16 protein-coding genes are annotated in these 17,524 nt (G+C 42.4%); 8 read left to right on the forward strand and 8 right to left on the reverse strand.

Going from position 1 to position 17,524, the window contains the following annotated elements:
* Window position 1: 1 nt before the first annotated feature.
* From HUK62_RS08945 to HUK62_RS08980, 8 genes are all read right to left on the reverse strand, one after another.
* Window positions 2-1,324: a TolC family protein gene (locus HUK62_RS08945; RefSeq protein ID WP_176537668.1), complete on the reverse strand. Its 1,323-nt coding sequence runs from the start codon at window positions 1,322-1,324 to the stop codon at window positions 2-4.
* 47 nt (window positions 1,325-1,371) lie between these two features.
* The gene (locus HUK62_RS08950; protein ID WP_004693170.1) at window positions 1,372-1,800 is read right to left on the reverse strand and encodes a cation efflux protein, CzcI-like; all 429 of its coding nucleotides are present in this window, start codon (window positions 1,798-1,800) and stop codon (window positions 1,372-1,374) included.
* Window positions 1,801-1,865: 65 nt separating this feature from the next.
* A complete protein-coding gene (locus tag HUK62_RS08955) occupies window positions 1,866-2,774 on the reverse strand; it encodes a cation diffusion facilitator family transporter (protein ID WP_004693172.1) in 909 nt (302 codons plus the stop codon).
* Window positions 2,775-2,904: 130 nt separating this feature from the next.
* A complete protein-coding gene (locus HUK62_RS08960) occupies window positions 2,905-3,741 on the reverse strand; it encodes an SDR family NAD(P)-dependent oxidoreductase (protein ID WP_176537669.1) in 837 nt (278 codons plus the stop codon).
* A gap of 774 nt (window positions 3,742-4,515) precedes the next feature.
* Window positions 4,516-5,403, reverse strand: a complete 888-nt coding sequence (locus HUK62_RS08965; RefSeq protein ID WP_176537670.1) for a DMT family transporter — start codon at window positions 5,401-5,403, stop codon at window positions 4,516-4,518.
* Window positions 5,404-5,642: 239 nt separating this feature from the next.
* Entirely contained in the window at window positions 5,643-6,920 is a 1,278-nt protein-coding gene (locus HUK62_RS08970; protein ID WP_176537671.1) for a DcaP family trimeric outer membrane transporter, read from the reverse strand.
* 240 nt (window positions 6,921-7,160) lie between these two features.
* On the reverse strand, window positions 7,161-8,528 hold the full coding sequence (locus HUK62_RS08975; RefSeq protein ID WP_126036422.1) for an MFS transporter: 1,368 nt from the start codon (window positions 8,526-8,528) through the stop codon (window positions 7,161-7,163).
* Between the two features lie 280 nt (window positions 8,529-8,808).
* On the reverse strand, window positions 8,809-9,723 hold the full coding sequence (locus HUK62_RS08980; RefSeq protein ID WP_126036420.1) for a LysR family transcriptional regulator: 915 nt from the start codon (window positions 9,721-9,723) through the stop codon (window positions 8,809-8,811).
* Between the two features lie 115 nt (window positions 9,724-9,838).
* On the opposite strand from HUK62_RS08980, the gene HUK62_RS08985 reads away from it, so the two are divergent.
* The 8 genes from HUK62_RS08985 (at window position 9,839) to benE (ending at window position 17,510) form a co-directional block, all read left to right on the forward strand.
* Window positions 9,839-10,948, forward strand: coding sequence for a muconate/chloromuconate family cycloisomerase (locus HUK62_RS08985; protein ID WP_176537672.1), 1,110 nt, complete (start codon window positions 9,839-9,841; stop codon window positions 10,946-10,948).
* A gap of 29 nt (window positions 10,949-10,977) precedes the next feature.
* Complete coding sequence (gene catC / locus HUK62_RS08990; protein ID WP_176537673.1) at window positions 10,978-11,268, forward strand: muconolactone Delta-isomerase; 291 nt, start codon at window positions 10,978-10,980, stop codon at window positions 11,266-11,268.
* Window positions 11,269-11,414: 146 nt separating this feature from the next.
* Window positions 11,415-12,335: a catechol 1,2-dioxygenase gene (gene catA / locus HUK62_RS08995; RefSeq protein ID WP_176537674.1), complete on the forward strand. Its 921-nt coding sequence runs from the start codon at window positions 11,415-11,417 to the stop codon at window positions 12,333-12,335.
* 78 nt (window positions 12,336-12,413) lie between these two features.
* A complete protein-coding gene (gene benA, locus HUK62_RS09000) occupies window positions 12,414-13,811 on the forward strand; it encodes a benzoate 1,2-dioxygenase large subunit (protein ID WP_176537675.1) in 1,398 nt (465 codons plus the stop codon).
* A complete protein-coding gene (gene benB / locus HUK62_RS09005) occupies window positions 13,808-14,317 on the forward strand; it encodes a benzoate 1,2-dioxygenase small subunit (RefSeq protein WP_004979732.1) in 510 nt (169 codons plus the stop codon). The genes benA and benB overlap by 4 nt, the downstream gene beginning before the upstream one ends.
* Window positions 14,318-14,405: 88 nt before the next feature.
* Entirely contained in the window at window positions 14,406-15,422 is a 1,017-nt protein-coding gene (gene benC / locus HUK62_RS09010; RefSeq protein WP_176537676.1) for a benzoate 1,2-dioxygenase electron transfer component BenC, read from the forward strand.
* 15 nt (window positions 15,423-15,437) lie between these two features.
* Window positions 15,438-16,223 carry a benzoate diol dehydrogenase BenD gene (gene benD, locus HUK62_RS09015; protein WP_176537677.1) on the forward strand — a complete coding sequence of 262 codons (786 nt, stop codon included), beginning with the start codon at window positions 15,438-15,440 and terminating at the stop codon, window positions 16,221-16,223.
* A 54-nt stretch (window positions 16,224-16,277) separates the two neighbouring features.
* Entirely contained in the window at window positions 16,278-17,510 is a 1,233-nt protein-coding gene (gene benE / locus HUK62_RS09020; RefSeq protein ID WP_176537678.1) for a benzoate/H(+) symporter BenE, read from the forward strand.
* Window positions 17,511-17,524 lie beyond the last annotated feature (14 nt).

Genomic DNA, 17,524 nt, shown 5'->3' on the forward strand with positions numbered 1-17,524 from the left:
ATTATTGTGCTCCGCCAAGGATGAGGTCTTGTATTTGTGCGATTGAATTTTTATTGATTTGGCTATAAGCATCTGAACTACTGATCTGTTCATAGCTGGTACCGAGGCTGAGTGCTTCTGCGCTCAATGCAGTCTGCCAAGCTTGACGTAATAACTGCAACTGCCCAAGGCGTATGCTTTGCAGCTGTAAGTTGGCTTGTTGAATGTCGGTAATGGACAGCTTTCCCGCTTTAAAACCTTGCAGCGTGCGGACTTGCACTTGTTCTGCCAAAGACGTTTGTTGACTCATCGAACTAAACTGTTTATTTAGTCCTTTGAGTTCATGCATGGCATTGGCGATATCTAAAATCTGCTGTTTTAACTCACGCTGTTGCTGCTGATTCAACAGGCTTTGCTGACGCTGGGCCATCGGAATGCTGTATTGCTGACGGTTAAAAATATTCAGCGGAATATCCACGCCGACACCTAATGTGGTATCGCTACTTTCATTCGGTGCTTGGCTCCGTTTCATGCCGACATTTAAGGTCGGATTGGGACGTGCCTGCACTTTTAAACTTTCAATGTTTAAATTGGACTGTTGAATGTTCAGTGCATATAGCTTTTCCAACCAACCTTCAGCAATATAGCGCTGTACTGTGGCATCGCTTTGATCTGGCCATGGCATTGAGGTCGCATTGAGTTGAATATCGGCTTTGGTTTCGCCCCAAAGGTTTGAGAGTTGACGCTGTGCGACTTGTTCTGCCAGTACCGCTTGTTGGTATAAGCGCTGCATATCCAAACTTTCGATTTGCGCACGTTCATAGTCAACCAAAGCAATACTGCCCGCCTGATAACGTTTTTTGGCACTGTCTAAATTGTTTTGACTCACTTTGAGTTGTGCTGCGTACAGCGATTTTTCAACTTGTGCCAAAGCCAACTGAGACCATGCAAATTTCACCACCAATTGGCTTTGTGCTGTCCACAGTTGTTGTTGTAACTGTCCTTGTTGCTGCGCTGTTTCTGCGAGTTTTTGATTAAGCTTACGCTGTCCAAAAACATCTAAGGGCTGACTGATGGCAATACTGAGCTCTTGATTGGTATTTGAACCCAAACCATCTTGATTGATATTTAAGCTAGGATTTTGCCATAGGCCACTGTTTTTGATGTTCAGCTCTGAAATGCTTTGACGCTGTTGCCCAATGTCGCTTTGGTTTTGATAGCGCTCTACTTTTGCTAAAGCTTCATCCAAAGTCTTGATCGGTTCGGCAAAACTCCATTGCATCGCGGCTGTTGTTATGCCCACAGCAAGGGCTTGGCGTATAAACGCCTTAAATTGATTCGACATGTTTTTTCCCACTAATTTTTAGAAGAAGTGGTGGGAAATGTTTTAGGCTACCCCACCATTAGCGGGGAAAGTTCAGGAGGAGGATGTTGCCCCAATAAATCAGGGGCTTGATAGGCATTGTGCCAAAAAAACTGCGGACGCTCACGAACTTCAAACGCGAGCGGCATTTGATAGTTTATTTCTTTCGGAATAATCAAATGTGCCATTGAAGGCAAATGATCTTGATGGTCTTGATGGTCTTCACCCAATTCAAACTGATCATTTGCCGTTTGAGTATGGCTATCGGCACTGCTTTGCTGGTGTGCCTTATCATCAGACACACACAAGGTGGTTTGATGATGCCCAAAATGAAAATTTTGTTGCGTCACGACTTGAGTTTTTTGTTCTTCATGGACGCAAAAAGCTGCCGCCACGTTCCAAAGACTTTGGAACATGAATAAAGCAACTAAGACGCTAATCCACGTGGTAGAACGCATAATGTCGTACTGAAATAAAGTGACGCTATTGTAAAGCCTAGACTAAGTCTAAGGTCAAGTCTTTTTTAATGACTATGTTCATGTTGGTGTGGATGGCATTCATCTTCTTCAATCTGCAAAGTCACTTGCGTAATCCCATGCTCATGCCCCAATAACTCCACAGCTTGGTGGTATAAAGCTCTCTGATCTACATCAGGTGCAATCAAATGCGCTGTTAAATGCACATTCTTAGAGGTAATGGCCCAAACTTTAAGCTGGTGAATACCTTGTACACCCTCTAAAGCCAGCAAATCATTGCGTAAAGATTCGATATCAATTTCACTTGGTACACCTTCGAGCAAAATATTGATACTTTGTTTCAGTAGCACCCAAGTTCTAGGTAAGACCCAAAAGCCAATCAACACCGCAATAACGGTATCTACCCACATCCAACCTGTGAAATAAATCACCAGTGCGCCAATGATCACACCCACAGAGCCCAAGGCATCACTGAGCACTTCAAGATAAGCCCCTTTCACATTTAAGCTGTCTTGACTGCTCGACACCAAAATCTTCATTGAAATCAGGTTAATGATTAAACCCAGAACCGCAACAACCAACATACCCAAGCTTTGAATTTCAGGTGGCTGACTAAAACGCTGATAGGCTTCATATAAAATGTAAATGGCTACCACAAACAACATCATGGCATTAAACAAAGCTGCCAAGATTTCAAACCGTTGATAGCCAAAAGTACGTTTATCATCGGCAGGTTTTTGCCCAATTTTGATGGCTGCTAAAGCAATCGCTAAAGCAGCGGCATCGGTAAACATATGCGCTGCATCGGACAGTAAGGCCAAGCTTTGCGTGATAAATCCTGCGACCACTTCTACAATTAAGAAGGTAAACGTCAGGGCAAGTGCGATGGTTAATTTCTTGGCATTTTTTGCAGTCACTTCAACATGACTGTGATCATGGTTATGAGAACCACTCATGTAGGACTCCTTATCATTTTATTTAACGGAATGCTTTAGCATTGAAATCGAAGCTTTTTTTAATTTAAAAATTACTCGATTTAGTATACTCGGTTAAAACAATAAAATCATCTTTCATGTGAATACGTCTTTATTTACGGCGTTTTTTCCCTGTCAAAAAGCTCATGGCCTGCGTATAGCCTGTTGGTGTAATACGCTGTACCAGATCGATAATTTTGGCATCTGTTCCAATTAAGACACGGCGCTCATCTTTTTTTACAGCCTTTAAAATGGCCTGTGCTGCCACATCTGGCGGGGTTTTAAGCATTTTATTGAAAGAACGGCTAGCACGCTCTGGGTTCATACCCAGCGCACGAATACTGTCACTCATTCGAGCACTATTGGCAATATTGGTACGTATCCCACCCGGGTGAACACAAGTTGCACTGACACCACAGTCTTGCAAATCTAACTCTTGACGTAGTGCCTCGGTAAAACCACGGACAGCAAACTTTGTCGCATTATAGGCACTCTGAGTAGGCTGAGCAGTGAGCCCAAATAAACTTGAAATATTCACAATATGCCCAGAGCCACTTTGTTTCAAGTAGGGTAAAAAAGCTTTGGTTCCATACACCACACCCCAAAAGTTGATGTTGAAAATCCACTCGGCATCTTCATAACTTAAGCCTTCAACAGTACTCGCTAACGCGACCCCTGCATTATTAAAAACTAAATTGACCTGTCCGAAATCCTGCTCACACTGCTTTGCCCAGTCCTCTACTGCCTTACGGTCTGAAACATCTAGTTTTGTGAGCGTGACTGAAACAGGATAATCTTTGACGTGGTTTAATGTTTCCGCCAAACCTTGTTCATTGAGATCACTGAGTGCCAAATGTGTACCTTGTTTAGCCAGTTGAATCGCCAACTGCTGCCCAATGCCTGAACCTGCGCCTGTGATCGCAGCCACTTTATTTTCAAAACTTTTCATAATGCTCTCTAAATATAGTGTTCTAAATATCGTTTTACACTTAAACGTCATGCTGAAGGTTCAAGTACTCTAGTTCTACGCAGCCAAGGTGCTATTTTAGTTAATGTACAAAAATTAGAACCATGAATGAAATGATCATTTCTAATGATTCAGTATGTATAAAATTCATGGGTGGTATTTTAAATATAAGATCATTTTTAATTTTCTTGTATTTTCAAGTGATAGAACTCTGAAAACAAGTTACTGATATCTACATAGTGTGTCACACAGGCTTTAGACTATAACAGCCCTGAGCAATTCTGCTTCATCTGTTATATTTTTTTAATCTTGTTTTTGTACCTGTTTCATCAGTCGTTTGCTTTGCATAATGTACTCATCACCTCAGTTGAGTGCAGTAACCATGAAAGATCTAGACTCAAAAAAACCGGCAAAATATGCAGATAGTTCAATTTCAGATAAAGCATTTAAAAACATGATTATCTGGTTCGCGATTTACTGTGGGCTTTTTTGTATAGGTGTTATTTTCTTTGTCGGTGCAGATCAAAACTACCTTCTTCAGTAAAAATCTGAAACTTGTTGCACTAATATCAACATCTAAATTTTGGCCACAGAATTAAATCTCACGAGAAAAACACACTTTGGAGATTAAACCTAGACATGGGTTTAATCTCTATTTTTTTTGAGTTGAAGTCTAGTAACACGGCAGTTACATTACATTTTGAATGGTTAATGTCATTACAAATGAATGACAGGGGGCTGTGTAAAGATCAGACTTCAAGCCCAAATCACTAAAAATGCAGCAATCACCACCAATACAATACCAAGATGTTCAGCACGTGCCAGCTTTTCTTTAAAGAAGTAGGCTGAAATCAACATACTAAAAATAATCTCAACCTGCCCCAAAGTTTTTACAATGGGCACTGACTGCATACTCATGGCACTAAACCAACCCAGTGACGCCAGAAAACTACATAAGCTGACACGAAATGTAAGTCCAATACGCTGCCACATAGCCCATAATGTTGCACGGCGAAATATCCCCAAATACATTAAAAGTAAACAACACTGTGTCCCAATCACCATTAAGAGCACCCAAGCTGCACGGTGAATAAACGGTAAATTTGTTAGTTCTAAACTGGCCTCACGTACCAAGAGCGAGGTAATGGCAAAACATAAACCACTACCGATACCTATACATAAGGTTGGTACGGAAAAATCAGAAAAGTCCCGCCCTTTAGACATTAAAAATACCGCAAAGCCTCCCACAGCAACCCCAAACCAGCCTAAAAGGTTTAAATGATCGGATAAAAAGACTACGGCGATAATCGCGGCAAGTACTGCCTCACTTTTAGCAAGACCCACTCCAATTGCATAATTTTTTTGCTTAAAAAGCTGAACCATCAAGGCTGTTGCTGCAATTTGGCTCAACGCCGCAATAAGCACATAGATAGCAAAACGGAGATTGAAATGGACGGAACCTGTCACAGGTTGGAAATGGTAAAGACAACTGATGTAAATTAGTGCTAGAGGTAAAGCAAAGATGAACCGCGCTAGAGTCACTCCATAAACATCTACAGTGGTACTGAGTTGCTTTTGAAAAGCGTTGCGCCAAGCCTGCATAAAAGCGGCCATAAGCGTAAAAAGAATCCATGTTATTGTCATCAAGTACTCTATATACAGTTACTTACCTCACCTAATGTAACCCGTTGATGGCAACACATGTGCTTTATTTTCATGACTTATTCTTATGTGACAAATAACTTAAGTTCTGATGAAACTTCGACTATTGCATTACATGTGCAACATCTTTTCAAAACTGAGTATCGAGTAAATTAAACGGCAATACATAAAAAGCCGAAGGAGTTATCCTTCGGCTTCTATGTGAAATTTCACTTCAAGTATTAGAAGTTATAAATCGCAACCAAGTTCACACGGTTGTCTTGACCTTTTTTACTACCATTTGCCGCAGGTGCAAACGCTTCACGCTCACCGTAGACATACTCTACGCCAAGGCTAACAGGCTGCACTGGGCTATAGAATAAATTACCCCCTGCCTGCCATAAGTTTTTATTGATTTTGGTATCATCAGCTACAGCATCAAGGTAGTCCTGATTTTTATCAAAAGTCATATAACCATAAGCCAAAGTACCACGTAATTTGTCATTAAACTTCTGTGTTAAACCGACAGTAATGGAGTCAAACTCACTTTGTTCAATACTTGTGCCTGTTGCAACTACGCCAGGGTTAGTAAAGGATACAAAGCTGCTATCACCTTTGACATGGTAGTAGTCGGCTTTTACAGAAGTTACTGGGGTGATATCAAATTTGGCACCAACGCCTACGCCATACGCCCACTCTTCTTGATTTTGAATGCGTTTTTCATGTGCCATTGCACGCCCACTGACTGAAAGTGCATCATTGAACTTATGATTCAGTCGTCCTGTAAATGCAGGCATACGTTGGCTCATGCTGGCATCTTTCGGGTCTTCCACTGCCGCGACTAAGTTAGTATTTGGCGTGAATTTATAGGTATAACGCACTTGAGGAGTACGTTTAATTGAAGCACCCACATAAGCCAAAGCGTCAATCGTTTCAGGGATATAGTCTGGAGTCGCAAAGTTTGACCACGTTTGACCAATTAACCAGTTACCATAGTTTAAATACGCATGACGAATACGTAAATTATCAAGGTTTGCACCGCCTAAAAAGTCGACCTCAATTTTAGCATTTAAGTTCTGATCGGCTACAGGCGCTTTAAAGTCCAAACCTAATCGCGTTGCTGAAAGGGTTGATCTTAAACGATCGCTATTTTCAGCATTTCCTTCTAAAGGTACACTATTGATTTGGTTATAAGGCATGTCTTTGCTACCGCCTTCAGCTTGATACGATGCGTCCATTCGAACATTACCGTATAAGTTGAACTCTGCCCCACCTTTGGTCAAACCTAAACCCGTTTTTTCAACCGTTTTTGGCGTCGTCAACACTTGGCGTTCAACAGCGCTCAATTGAACAGCTTGCTGCTGTTGTTGCTGCGTATTCTGTTGAAGCATTTGTTTTAACGCATTAATTTCATTTCTAAGTTGCTCAATCTCTGCCGTTGTATTGGTTTGTGCATGTAATGCTGCACTACTTAACATAGATAAAGTGACAACTAAAGCGTTCTTCTTAAATTGTTTCATTTAACACGGGTCCTGTGTATTTAAGTCTGTCCTGACTTTTACTCTTTAATATTTAGCTCTCTTTTTCATCGCTGTTTTCTAACGCAATGCATTTCTTTTAATACTTTAAAATGAAACTTTTTATCGCATTAAAAATCGCGTTAAAAAACAACTTCTAAAAAGCAAATTGATTTTAACAGTTCATACAGTTTTTGAAATGAGCCTACTACTAATGCACTAGACTCATGGGTTCAATATTATTTAATTGGCTGTCGATTTAACTGCATCAAACACTTGTTTTGATTTGGTTTTTTCACCATCTACAGACACTTTCAAGTTGACCATAAACACTGCCAAAGCTGCAATCACACCAGGTATCGCAATCACGAGAAAATTCATTTGATGTGGCAACTCAAAAGTTAACAATGCACCTGTCAGTACAGGTCCAACAATTGCGCCAATGCGTCCTATGCCTGAAGCCCAGCCCATACCTGTAGAGCGTACTGCAGTTGGATAGAACTGTGCGACAAAGGTATACAGTAGAATTTGTGAACCAATGGTTGCTGCGCCTGCAATCGCAATTAAACCGTACAGCACCATTTGTGGACTGTTGAAACCGAGTAGAATCAGCGCAATAGCACCCAAGGTGAACATGGTTGTCAAAACTGGTTTTAAGTGGAAACGGTCTGCGAGCGCACCACCGCCAATCGCTCCAACCATACCGCCAATATTTAAAGCAAATAAGAAAATCATACTTGCACCAAGCGAATAGCCTGCTTGAATCATTAGTTTTGGTAACCAGCTTCCAAGCGCATAGACCATGAGCAGGCACATAAAGAATGCCACCCAAAACATCATGGTGCTAAAGGTACGTCCTTGTTGGAATAATGCTTTTAATGGAGCATCATCACCAGCAACAGGTTCATTAAGTTTAAATGTCGTTTCTGGCTGAATGGATTGCTCAGGTGCAATTTTTTGCACAATTTCACGGACTTTTTCAGTTTCACCCTTTTTAGTCAGGAACATTAAAGACTCAGGTAAAAACTTCCAAAGAATCGGCAAAGCCAAAAATGGAATGATGGCGATATAGAACATGATTTTCCAACCATAGTCTGTTACTAACCATGCACCCAGTAAAGCTGAGGTCATGCCACCAATAGCGTAACCACTGAACATAACCGCCACGAGTGTGCTACGAATACGCTTCGGAGCATATTCAGTCATGAGTGCGACCACGTTTGGCATCACCCCACCAATACCAAGTCCCGCAAGAAAACGTAAAATACCAAACTCGATAGGATTGCTTGCAAATGCGCCGAGAAAGGTGAAACCACTAAAAATAGCCACACAAATCATAATGGTCTTTTTACGGCCCAATTTGTCAGACAACGTCCCAAAGCTCATTGCACCGAACATCATGCCAAACAAGGCTGTACTCGCAAGTAAACCTGCTTGTACTGCACTGAGTCCCCACTCTTGCATCAGAAGTGGCAATGCCACGCCATAGATGACTAAATCATAACCGTCAAAAATAATAATCAGTAGACACCAAATGAGTACACTCCAATGAAAGGGCGTAAATTTGGCTTCATCGACCACCGTGTTGATGTTAACTGGATTTGTATTCACTTTAAGCCTCCTGCTTGCGAATGTTTGTTGCTGTGCACATTGCAGCAAAAGTAGCCTTCTTGTCCAAAACCGAATAACTCTATATTTATACCTTTAAGGTCGGTTAAGGTTTTTATTGTTTTAAATAAATAGCTTATATAACCCATGATTGCAGTGAGAGACAGAAAATAAGCAAAACCAAGCGATTATGACTATAAAAAAAGCCATCTCCAAGGATGGCTGAAATGGCTCGTTTTAAAATGTAGACTTTCAAAGTATCGTGGAATTTAAATCCCCAAGTTTAGATAAATGCGCGGTCATATTTGATCGCTTCAAGGTCATAGACCTGATAAATACAATCAAATAACGAACGAATATCTTCACTTTCATCCATAGAACGAATCGCCAGAAAAATGGGGCTAGTCGCTGCATCATCTAAGATTGGAATATAGTTCAAATGCGGGAGTTGAATGGTTCGTGCACTTTCAGGAACCACACAAATTCCTTCTCCAGCAGCAACTAACCCCAGTGCCAACTGTATTTCACGAACTTCTTTTAAGTGTTTAGGTTCCAGCCCATATTCGGAAAACAGCCCTTGGACTTGGGTAGAAAAGTTTGGCTTGGGATGACTCGGATAAAGAAATAAGTTCTGATCGATCAAGTCCGACAGGTACACACCTTGTTTTTGCGCCGTCAAAGGATGACTCGAATGTGCCGCTAACATCAACGGTTCTTCACGCAGTAAAACCCGACGCACAGCAGGATCTGAAATTCGTAATCGTCCAAAACCAACATCAATGCGCCCTTCTTTTAAGGCCTGAATTTGGTCTTTGGTACTCATTTCAATCAATTCAATTTTTAAATGTGGCTGTTGCTGGCGAAATAAATACACAATTTTAGGCAATAAGCCATATAGCAATGACCCCACAAAGCCCATAGTCACCGTTTTTTCCACCAATCCCACTCGCTGAGTCATAGCTTTTATTTCTTCGGCATTAGACAAAAGTTTAACAGCGTGCTGATAGAAGAATTGGCCTGCCTCCGTGGTCTTGAGTGGACGACTGCCACGTTCAAATAATTGCACTCCTAATTCGGCCTCCAGATTTTGTATCTGGCGGCTCAAAGGAGGCTGCGCAATGAATAATTTTTCAGCAGCTTTGGTAAAACTCTGCTCTTCTACAACAGCTACGTAGTAGCGAAGGTGTCTCAATTCCATGACTATTCATACCTTTAAGATATATTAAAATGCTAATTTGATCTTAGACAGTTCATATTTATTCTTTTAAGGTATATCACATTAGGTGCACAACGCAAGGCTGCGCAGAGTTAAGATGTATAAATCTATAGAAACCTTACTCGTCGAAATCCCCACTATTCGCCCACATAAAATGGCGGTAGCGACTATGCAAACGCAAACGCTTGTCTTGGTGAAAATTAGCACTGAAGATGGCTTTGTCGGTTGGGGTGAAGCGACAACAATTGGCGGACTGGGCTACGGTGAAGAAAGCCCAGAAAGTATTAAGACCAATATTGAAACTTATTTTGCACCTTTATTGAAGTCCCTTAAAGCTCAAAACATCGCACAAACTATGCGTGCTTTGAAAAAGAATATTAATGGCAACCGTTTTGCCAAATGTGCAATTCAAACGGCTCTACTCGACATCCAAGCGCAACGTTTAGATTTACCCCTTTCTGAAGTGTTAGGCGGCCGCTTACGTGACAGCTTACCTGTACTTTGGGTGTTGGCATCTGGTGACACTGAAAAAGATATTGCTGAAGGCCGAAAAATGATTGAGGCAAAACGCCACAATATTTTCAAACTTAAAATCGGTTCACGCCGTGTAGAAGAAGATGTTGAACATGTTCTTGCGATTAAACAAGCACTGGGTTCAAACATTTCCATCCGTGTCGATGTGAACCGTGCATGGTCTGAGCTAGATGCGATTAAGGGTATTCAACTCCTACAAAATGGTGGTGTTGACCTGATTGAACAGCCGTGTGCGATCGATAACATTGATGCGATGCAGCGTTTAACACGACGTTTTGATCTTGCCATTATGGCGGATGAATCGCTCATGGGACCAAGCTCAGCCTACCGTTTAGCCAAAACCAATGCTGCCTCTGTTTTTGCAGTCAAAGTGGCTCAGTCTGGTGGACTAATTGAAGGTCATGAAGTGGCGAAGATTGCCAACTTAGCAGGCATAGATTTGTATGGCGGAACCATGCTTGAAGGTGCAGTCGGCACGATTGCTTCGGCACATTTGTTCTCGACTTTTGAAAATTTAGCTTATGGTACCGAGCTATTCGGCCCACTGCTTTTAACCCAAGATATTTTAAAAACCCCACTTCAATATACTGACTTCGCTTTGCATCTACCCCAAGGAAAAGGACTCGGTATTGAATTGGACGAAAACAAGATTGATCAGCTACGCCGCGCTTAAGCGACGTCTTAACCGTTTAGGAGTTACACATGCTTTTTCACGTACGTATGGATGTAAACATTCCACTGGATATGCCTGCTGAAACTGCCAGTGAAATTAAAGCAGTCGAAAAAGCATATTCGCAAGAGCTACAAGCTCAAGGCAAATGGCGACATATTTGGCGTATTACAGGTCAGTACTCAAACATCAGCATTTTTGATGTAGACAGCAATGAAGAGCTACACATCATTTTGCAAGGTTTACCCCTGTATCCGTATATGAACATTGAAGTGATGCCGTTAAACCGACATCCCTCTTCTATTCACGAAGATGATCGTTAATTGAAAAAACAAGGTAATGCAATTTAATCACTGGAACGTAGTGAATATTCCAGTGAAAGAAATTAACAAGGAACGTGGCAGCTAAGCTTTTCAACCTATTCATAAAGCTAGCCACCACACAGCAAACATACTTAAGGAGCAATAGTATGAATCGTCAACAGATTGATGCATTAGTCAAAGCAATGAATGTGGATACAGCAACAGGTTCTGTAGACGCGCGTACTCAACAAATTGTGGTTCGCCTATTGGGTGACTTATTCCAAGCGATTGAAGACTTAGATTTGAGCCAAACTGAAGTTTGGAAAGGTCTTGAATACTTTACGGATGCAGGCCAAGCCAATGAACTCGGTTTACTTGCGGCCGGACTTGGTCTTGAGCACTACCTCGACTTACGTGCAGACGAAGCCGATGCCAAAGCAGGCATTACAGGCGGAACACCACGTACCATCGAAGGTCCTTTATATGTAGCTGGCGCACCTGAATCGGTTGGTTTTGCGCGTATGGATGATGGTTCTGAAGAAGGCAAAATTCCGACTTTAATTATTGAAGGGACAGTGACTGACACTGATGGTCAGATTATTGAAGGTGCAAAAGTTGAAGTGTGGCATGCCAATAGCTTAGGCAACTACTCTTTCTTCGATAAGTCACAATCAGACTTCAATCTACGTCGTTCAATCATTAGCGACCAAGATGGCAAATACGTTGCTCTCACCACGATGCCTGTCGGTTATGGTTGCCCACCAGAAGGGACAACTCAATTTGTATTGAACAAGTTAGGCCGTCACGGTAACCGCCCTTCGCACGTGCATTACTTCGTATCTGCACCAGGCTACCGTAAGTTAACCACCCAATTTAACATTGAGGGTGACCAATACCTGTGGGATGACTTTGCATTTGCAACACGTGAAGGCTTAGTGGCTACCGCTGTCGACATTACCGATGAAGCCGAAATTGCGCGCCGTGGTTTAACTGGTCCATTCAAACACATTCAATTCAATGTTGAACTGGTGAAAGACCAAGCGGCTGCACCATCAACTGAAGTTGAACGTCGTCGCGCTAGCGCTTAATTACCCTTGGAACCGAAATAGCCACTGCAAAGTCGCATTTCGGGGACTTCCTCACTTTTGGAAAGTCGGAGAACGGACATGCCACGTATCCCAGTTATTAATACTAGCCATCTCGATCGTATCGACGAATTACTTGTCGACAACTTTGAAACAGGCGAATTCAAACTTCATCGTTCAGTTTTTACTGATCAAGCCCTTTTTGACCTAGAAATGAAGTATATCTTCGAGGGTAACTGGGTTTACTTGGCACACGAAAGCCAAATTCCAAATAACAATGACTATTACACGACGTATATTGGCCGTCAGCCTATTCTGATTGCACGTAACCGTAATGGTGAACTCAATGCCATGATCAATGCCTGTTCACACCGTGGTGCACAGCTTTGTCGTAATAAACGTGGCAATAAAGCAACTTATACATGCCCTTTCCATGGTTGGACATTTAACAACTCAGGCAAGCTTTTAAAAGTTAAAGATCCAGCAGATGCAGGTTATTCAGACTGTTTTAACCATGAAGGTTCACATGATCTGAAAAAAGTTGCACGTTTTGGCAACTATAAAGGTTTCTTGTTTGGTAGCTTAAATCCAGATGTTCCCTCTTTAGAGGAATACTTAGGCGAAACCAGCAAAATCATTGACATGATTGTGGATCAGTCTGAACAAGGTCTTGAAGTTTTACGTGGCGCATCTACCTACACTTATGAAGGCAACTGGAAACTCACTGCAGAAAATGGTGCAGATGGTTATCACGTTTCTGCGGTGCACTGGAACTATGCAGCGACCACTCAACAACGTAAAGAAAAACAAGCGGGTGACAACATCCGTGCCATGAGTGCAGGCGGTTGGGGCAAACAAGGCGGTGGTTCATACGGTTTTGACAATGGTCACATGCTGCTTTGGACACAGTGGGCGAATCCAGAAGACCGTCCAAACTTTCCGAAAGCCGACGAATACTCTGAAAAATTTGGTGAAGCAATGTCGAAGTGGATGATTGAGCGCTCACGCAACTTATGTCTTTATCCAAACGTTTATTTGATGGATCAATTCGGCTCACAAATTCGCGTACTTCGCCCAATTTCAGTCAATAAAACTGAAGTCACCATTTATTGTATCGCGCCTGTAGGTGAAAACGCGGAAGCACGTACGCGCCGTATTCGCCAATATGAAGACTTCTTCAATGCCTCAGGTATGGCTACACCCGATGATTTAGAAGAATTCCGTGCATGCCAAGCGGGCTACGCAGGCATTGAACTGGAATGGAATGATATGTGCCGCGGTTCAAAACATTGGATTCATGGCCCAGATGATGCTGCTAATGAAATTGGTCTAAAACCAAAACTTTCAGGTGTAAAAACTGAAGATGAGGGCCTCTACCTTGCACAGCACCAACACTGGTTAGACATGATGAAAATTGCAATAGCCAATGAAAAAGCACTGGCTGTTGAAACCGCAAATGAACAAGGAGAAGTGGCATGAATGCTCCTACAACACTAAATACCGTTAGCATCGAACAAATCAGTCAGTTTCTATATCAAGAAGCGCGCTTTTTAGATGATGAGCAATGGGATGATTGGCTTGCATGTTATGCCCCTTCTGCATCATTTTGGATGCCTGCATGGGATGACGACGATACCTTGACTACAGATCCGCAGTCTGAAATTTCACTGATTTACTACCCAGACCGCCAAGGTTTAGAAGACCGTGTGTTCCGCATTAAAACTGAACGCTCTTCTGCGACCATGCCAGACACACGTACTTGTCACAATGTGAACAATATCGAAGTGATTGAGCGTGATGGCGATAAAGTTACCGTCCGTTTTAACTGGAATACGCTGAGCTTCCGCTACAAAACCAGTTATAGCTACTTTGGGATGTCACGTTATGAAATTGATTTTTCAGGTGAAAAACCACAAATTTTAAGTAAATACGTGGTTCTGAAAAACGATTACATCAACCAAGTGATTGATGTTTATCACCTCTAAATTAGCCACACATCCTTAGTATGCTTTCAGCCAAATGGAGTTTTGGCTGAGAGTTCCAAGTTTCAACGTTTTTAAAGGATATTCAGCCATGTCAAACCACAATGTTGCACTTCAATTTGAAGATGGCGTAACGCGTTTTATTACAGTGACTCAAGGTGAGTCCTTATCAGATGCCGCTTACCGCCAAAAAATTAACATTCCGCTAGATTGCCGTGATGGTGCATGTGGGACTTGCCGCGCTTTTTGCGAATCTGGTAGTTATGACATGCCTGAAGAGACGTATATTGAAGATGCGTTAACACCAGAAGAAGCGGAACAAGGCTATATTTTGGCTTGCCAATGCCGTCCAAGCTCGGATGCAGTGTTCCAAATTCAAGCTTCATCTGAAGTCTGCAAAACCGAAATTCACCAGTACCAAGGCACTTTAGTCGCTGTTGAAAACCTATCAGAGTCGACCATTACTTTTGATATTCAACTCGATGAAGGTCAACCTGATATTCACTTCCTTGCTGGTCAATATGTCAACGTCGGCATTCCAGAGACAGCAGAAACTCGTTCCTATTCATTTAGCTCGAAACCGGGCAACCGTTTAACGGGCTTTGTGGTACGTAATGTGCCGAATGGCAAAATGAGTAGCTTTTTAAGTGGTACTGCCAAAGCGGGCGACAAAATGACTTTTACTGGTCCATTTGGTAGCTTTTACCTGCGTAATGTGGTTCGTCCTGTTGTTATGCTTGCGGGCGGTACAGGTATTGCCCCTTTTATGTCTATGCTACAGATTTTAGAAGAAAAAGGCGCTGAACACCCTGTCCGTTTAGTCTTTGGCGTGACCAATGACTTCGACTTAGTTGCTTTAGAACAGCTCAATGCCCTCCAAGCTAAACTGCCATGGTTTGAATACCGTACTGTGGTTGCAAGTCCAGACTCTGCACATGCGCGTAAAGGTTATGTGACGGGTCACATCGACAATGAATGGCTCAATGGCGGTGATGTTGATGTCTACCTTTGTGGTCCTGTCCCTATGGTTGATGCCGTTCGTGGTTGGTTAGATAGCGAAGGTGTAAAACCTGCAAACTTCCTGTTTGAAAAATTCTCTGCAAACTGATTGGGGCCACTTATCATGTCTGATCGTCAAAGATTTTTAAACAAAGTCGTGATTGTGACTGGTGCCGCTCAAGGCATTGGTCGCGGTGTTGCCCTCCAAGTGGCTAATGAAGGTGCGCAAGTTGTTTTAGCTGACTTATCTGACTATGTCGATGAAACATTAGCAGAAATTGAAGCAAAAGAAGGTGATGCAATAACAGTCAAAGCCAACCTTGAAACCTTCGCAGGTGCTCAAAGTGCTGTAGACAAAGCACTTGAAGTCTATGGCCGTGTCGATGTGCTCATCAATAACGTCGGCGGTGCAATTTGGATGAAACCTTTTGAAGAGTTTTCTGAAGAAGAAATTATCAAAGAAGTCAATCGCTCATTATTCCCAACGCTGTGGTGTTGTCGCGCTGTTTTACCTGAAATGATTAAAAATCAGAAAGGTACGATTGTAAATGTGTCTTCTATAGCGACTCGTGGTATCAACCGTGTGCCCTATTCGGCTTCCAAAGGTGGGGTCAATGCCCTTACTGCATCACTTGCTTTTGAGCATGCTAAAGATGGGATCCGAGTGAATGCAGTTGCTACGGGTGGAACCGAAGCACCGCCGCGTAAAGTGCCGCGTAATGCAAATCCACTATCTGAAAATGAAAAGTCGTGGATGCAACAAGTGGTCGATCAAACCATTGATCGTAGTTTTATGAACCGTTATGGCACGATTCAGGAACAAGTGAATGCGATTGTATTCCTTGCTTCAGATGATTCGTCATATATGACAGGTACAGTTGTTCCTGTCGGCGGTGGCGATCAAGGCTAATTGATCGTTACATTACTTTTATATACAGGATCATGTCTGCATGGAGGCAAATGAATGGCTACCCTGTTTAAAACTTTGAAAGAAGATTGGTCTATTTCAGCCACTGTTGCAGGATTTTTGGCCGTGCTGATTTCCTATTCAGGGCCACTCATTATCTTTTTTCAGGCTGCGCAACAAGCTCAGGTTTCCCCGACCATGATGATTTCATGGATTTGGGGTATTTCTATTGGAGCAGCCGTGGCAGGGATCTTTCTTTCCATTAAGTTTAAAGTCCCTGTGATTACAGCATGGTCTGCGCCAGGTACGGCTTTGTTGGTCACGCTGTTCCCGAATATTAGCCTGAATGAAGCTGTAGCCGCTTATATTACCTCAGCCTTGGTGATTTTCCTGATCGGAATCAGTGGTTACTTCGATAAATTGTTGAAATGGATTCCGCAGTCGGTGGCTGCTGGGATGATGGCAGGTATTCTATTTCAGTTTGGTTTAGGTCTGTTTAGCGTAACTAACAGTATGCCGATTATTGTGTTTAGCATGCTGTTTGTCTTTTTAGTCGCAAAACGAATTTCACCACGTTATAGCATGCTTTGGGTACTGCTTTCAGGTGTGGCCTTGAGCTTTGGGCTTGGTGAAATGAATGCGGTGAGCTTAGATTTCCAACTTGCTATTCCTCAGTTCATTAGCCCTGAATGGACTTGGCACTCAACCTTAAACCTTGCCCTGCCTTTGATCTTAGTCAGCCTGACAGGACAGTTTCTACCAGGCATGGCCATCATGAAACTGAGTGGTTATGACATGCCTGCCAAGCCAATTATTACGACCACCAGTATTGTGTCTTTAGCTGTTGCATGTGTCGGCGGTATCACCATTGTTTTGGCGTCCATTACCGCTGCACTGTGTATGGGCAAAGATGCGCATGAGTTAAAAGAAAAGCGTTATATCGCAGGCGTTGCTAACGGCATTTTCTATATTTTAGGTGGTTTGTTTGCAGGTAGTATCGTTCTGCTCTTCAGCTTACTGCCAAAAGAGCTTGTTGCCGCATTGGCTGGCTTGGCCTTATTGGGCGCGATTTCAACCAATATTGCTGTAGCCATGAAAGATGAATATCAACGAGATTCCGCACTCATTACCTTTTTAGCTACAGCATCAGGTATGCATTTTTTAGGTCTAAGTTCCGTTTTTTGGGGCATCGTTATTGGTTTAACTGCGCACTTGATTTTAACCAAACGTAGTCCTGAAGTTTCGGCTTTAGCTTCAACTCCAAGCTCCAATCCAAGTTCTAAAAGTTAATAGGTACGCTGTGC

The sequence above is a fragment of the Acinetobacter sp. NEB 394 genome, assembly GCF_013374795.1.
GTDB classification, from domain to species: Bacteria; Pseudomonadota; Gammaproteobacteria; order Pseudomonadales; family Moraxellaceae; genus Acinetobacter; species Acinetobacter johnsonii.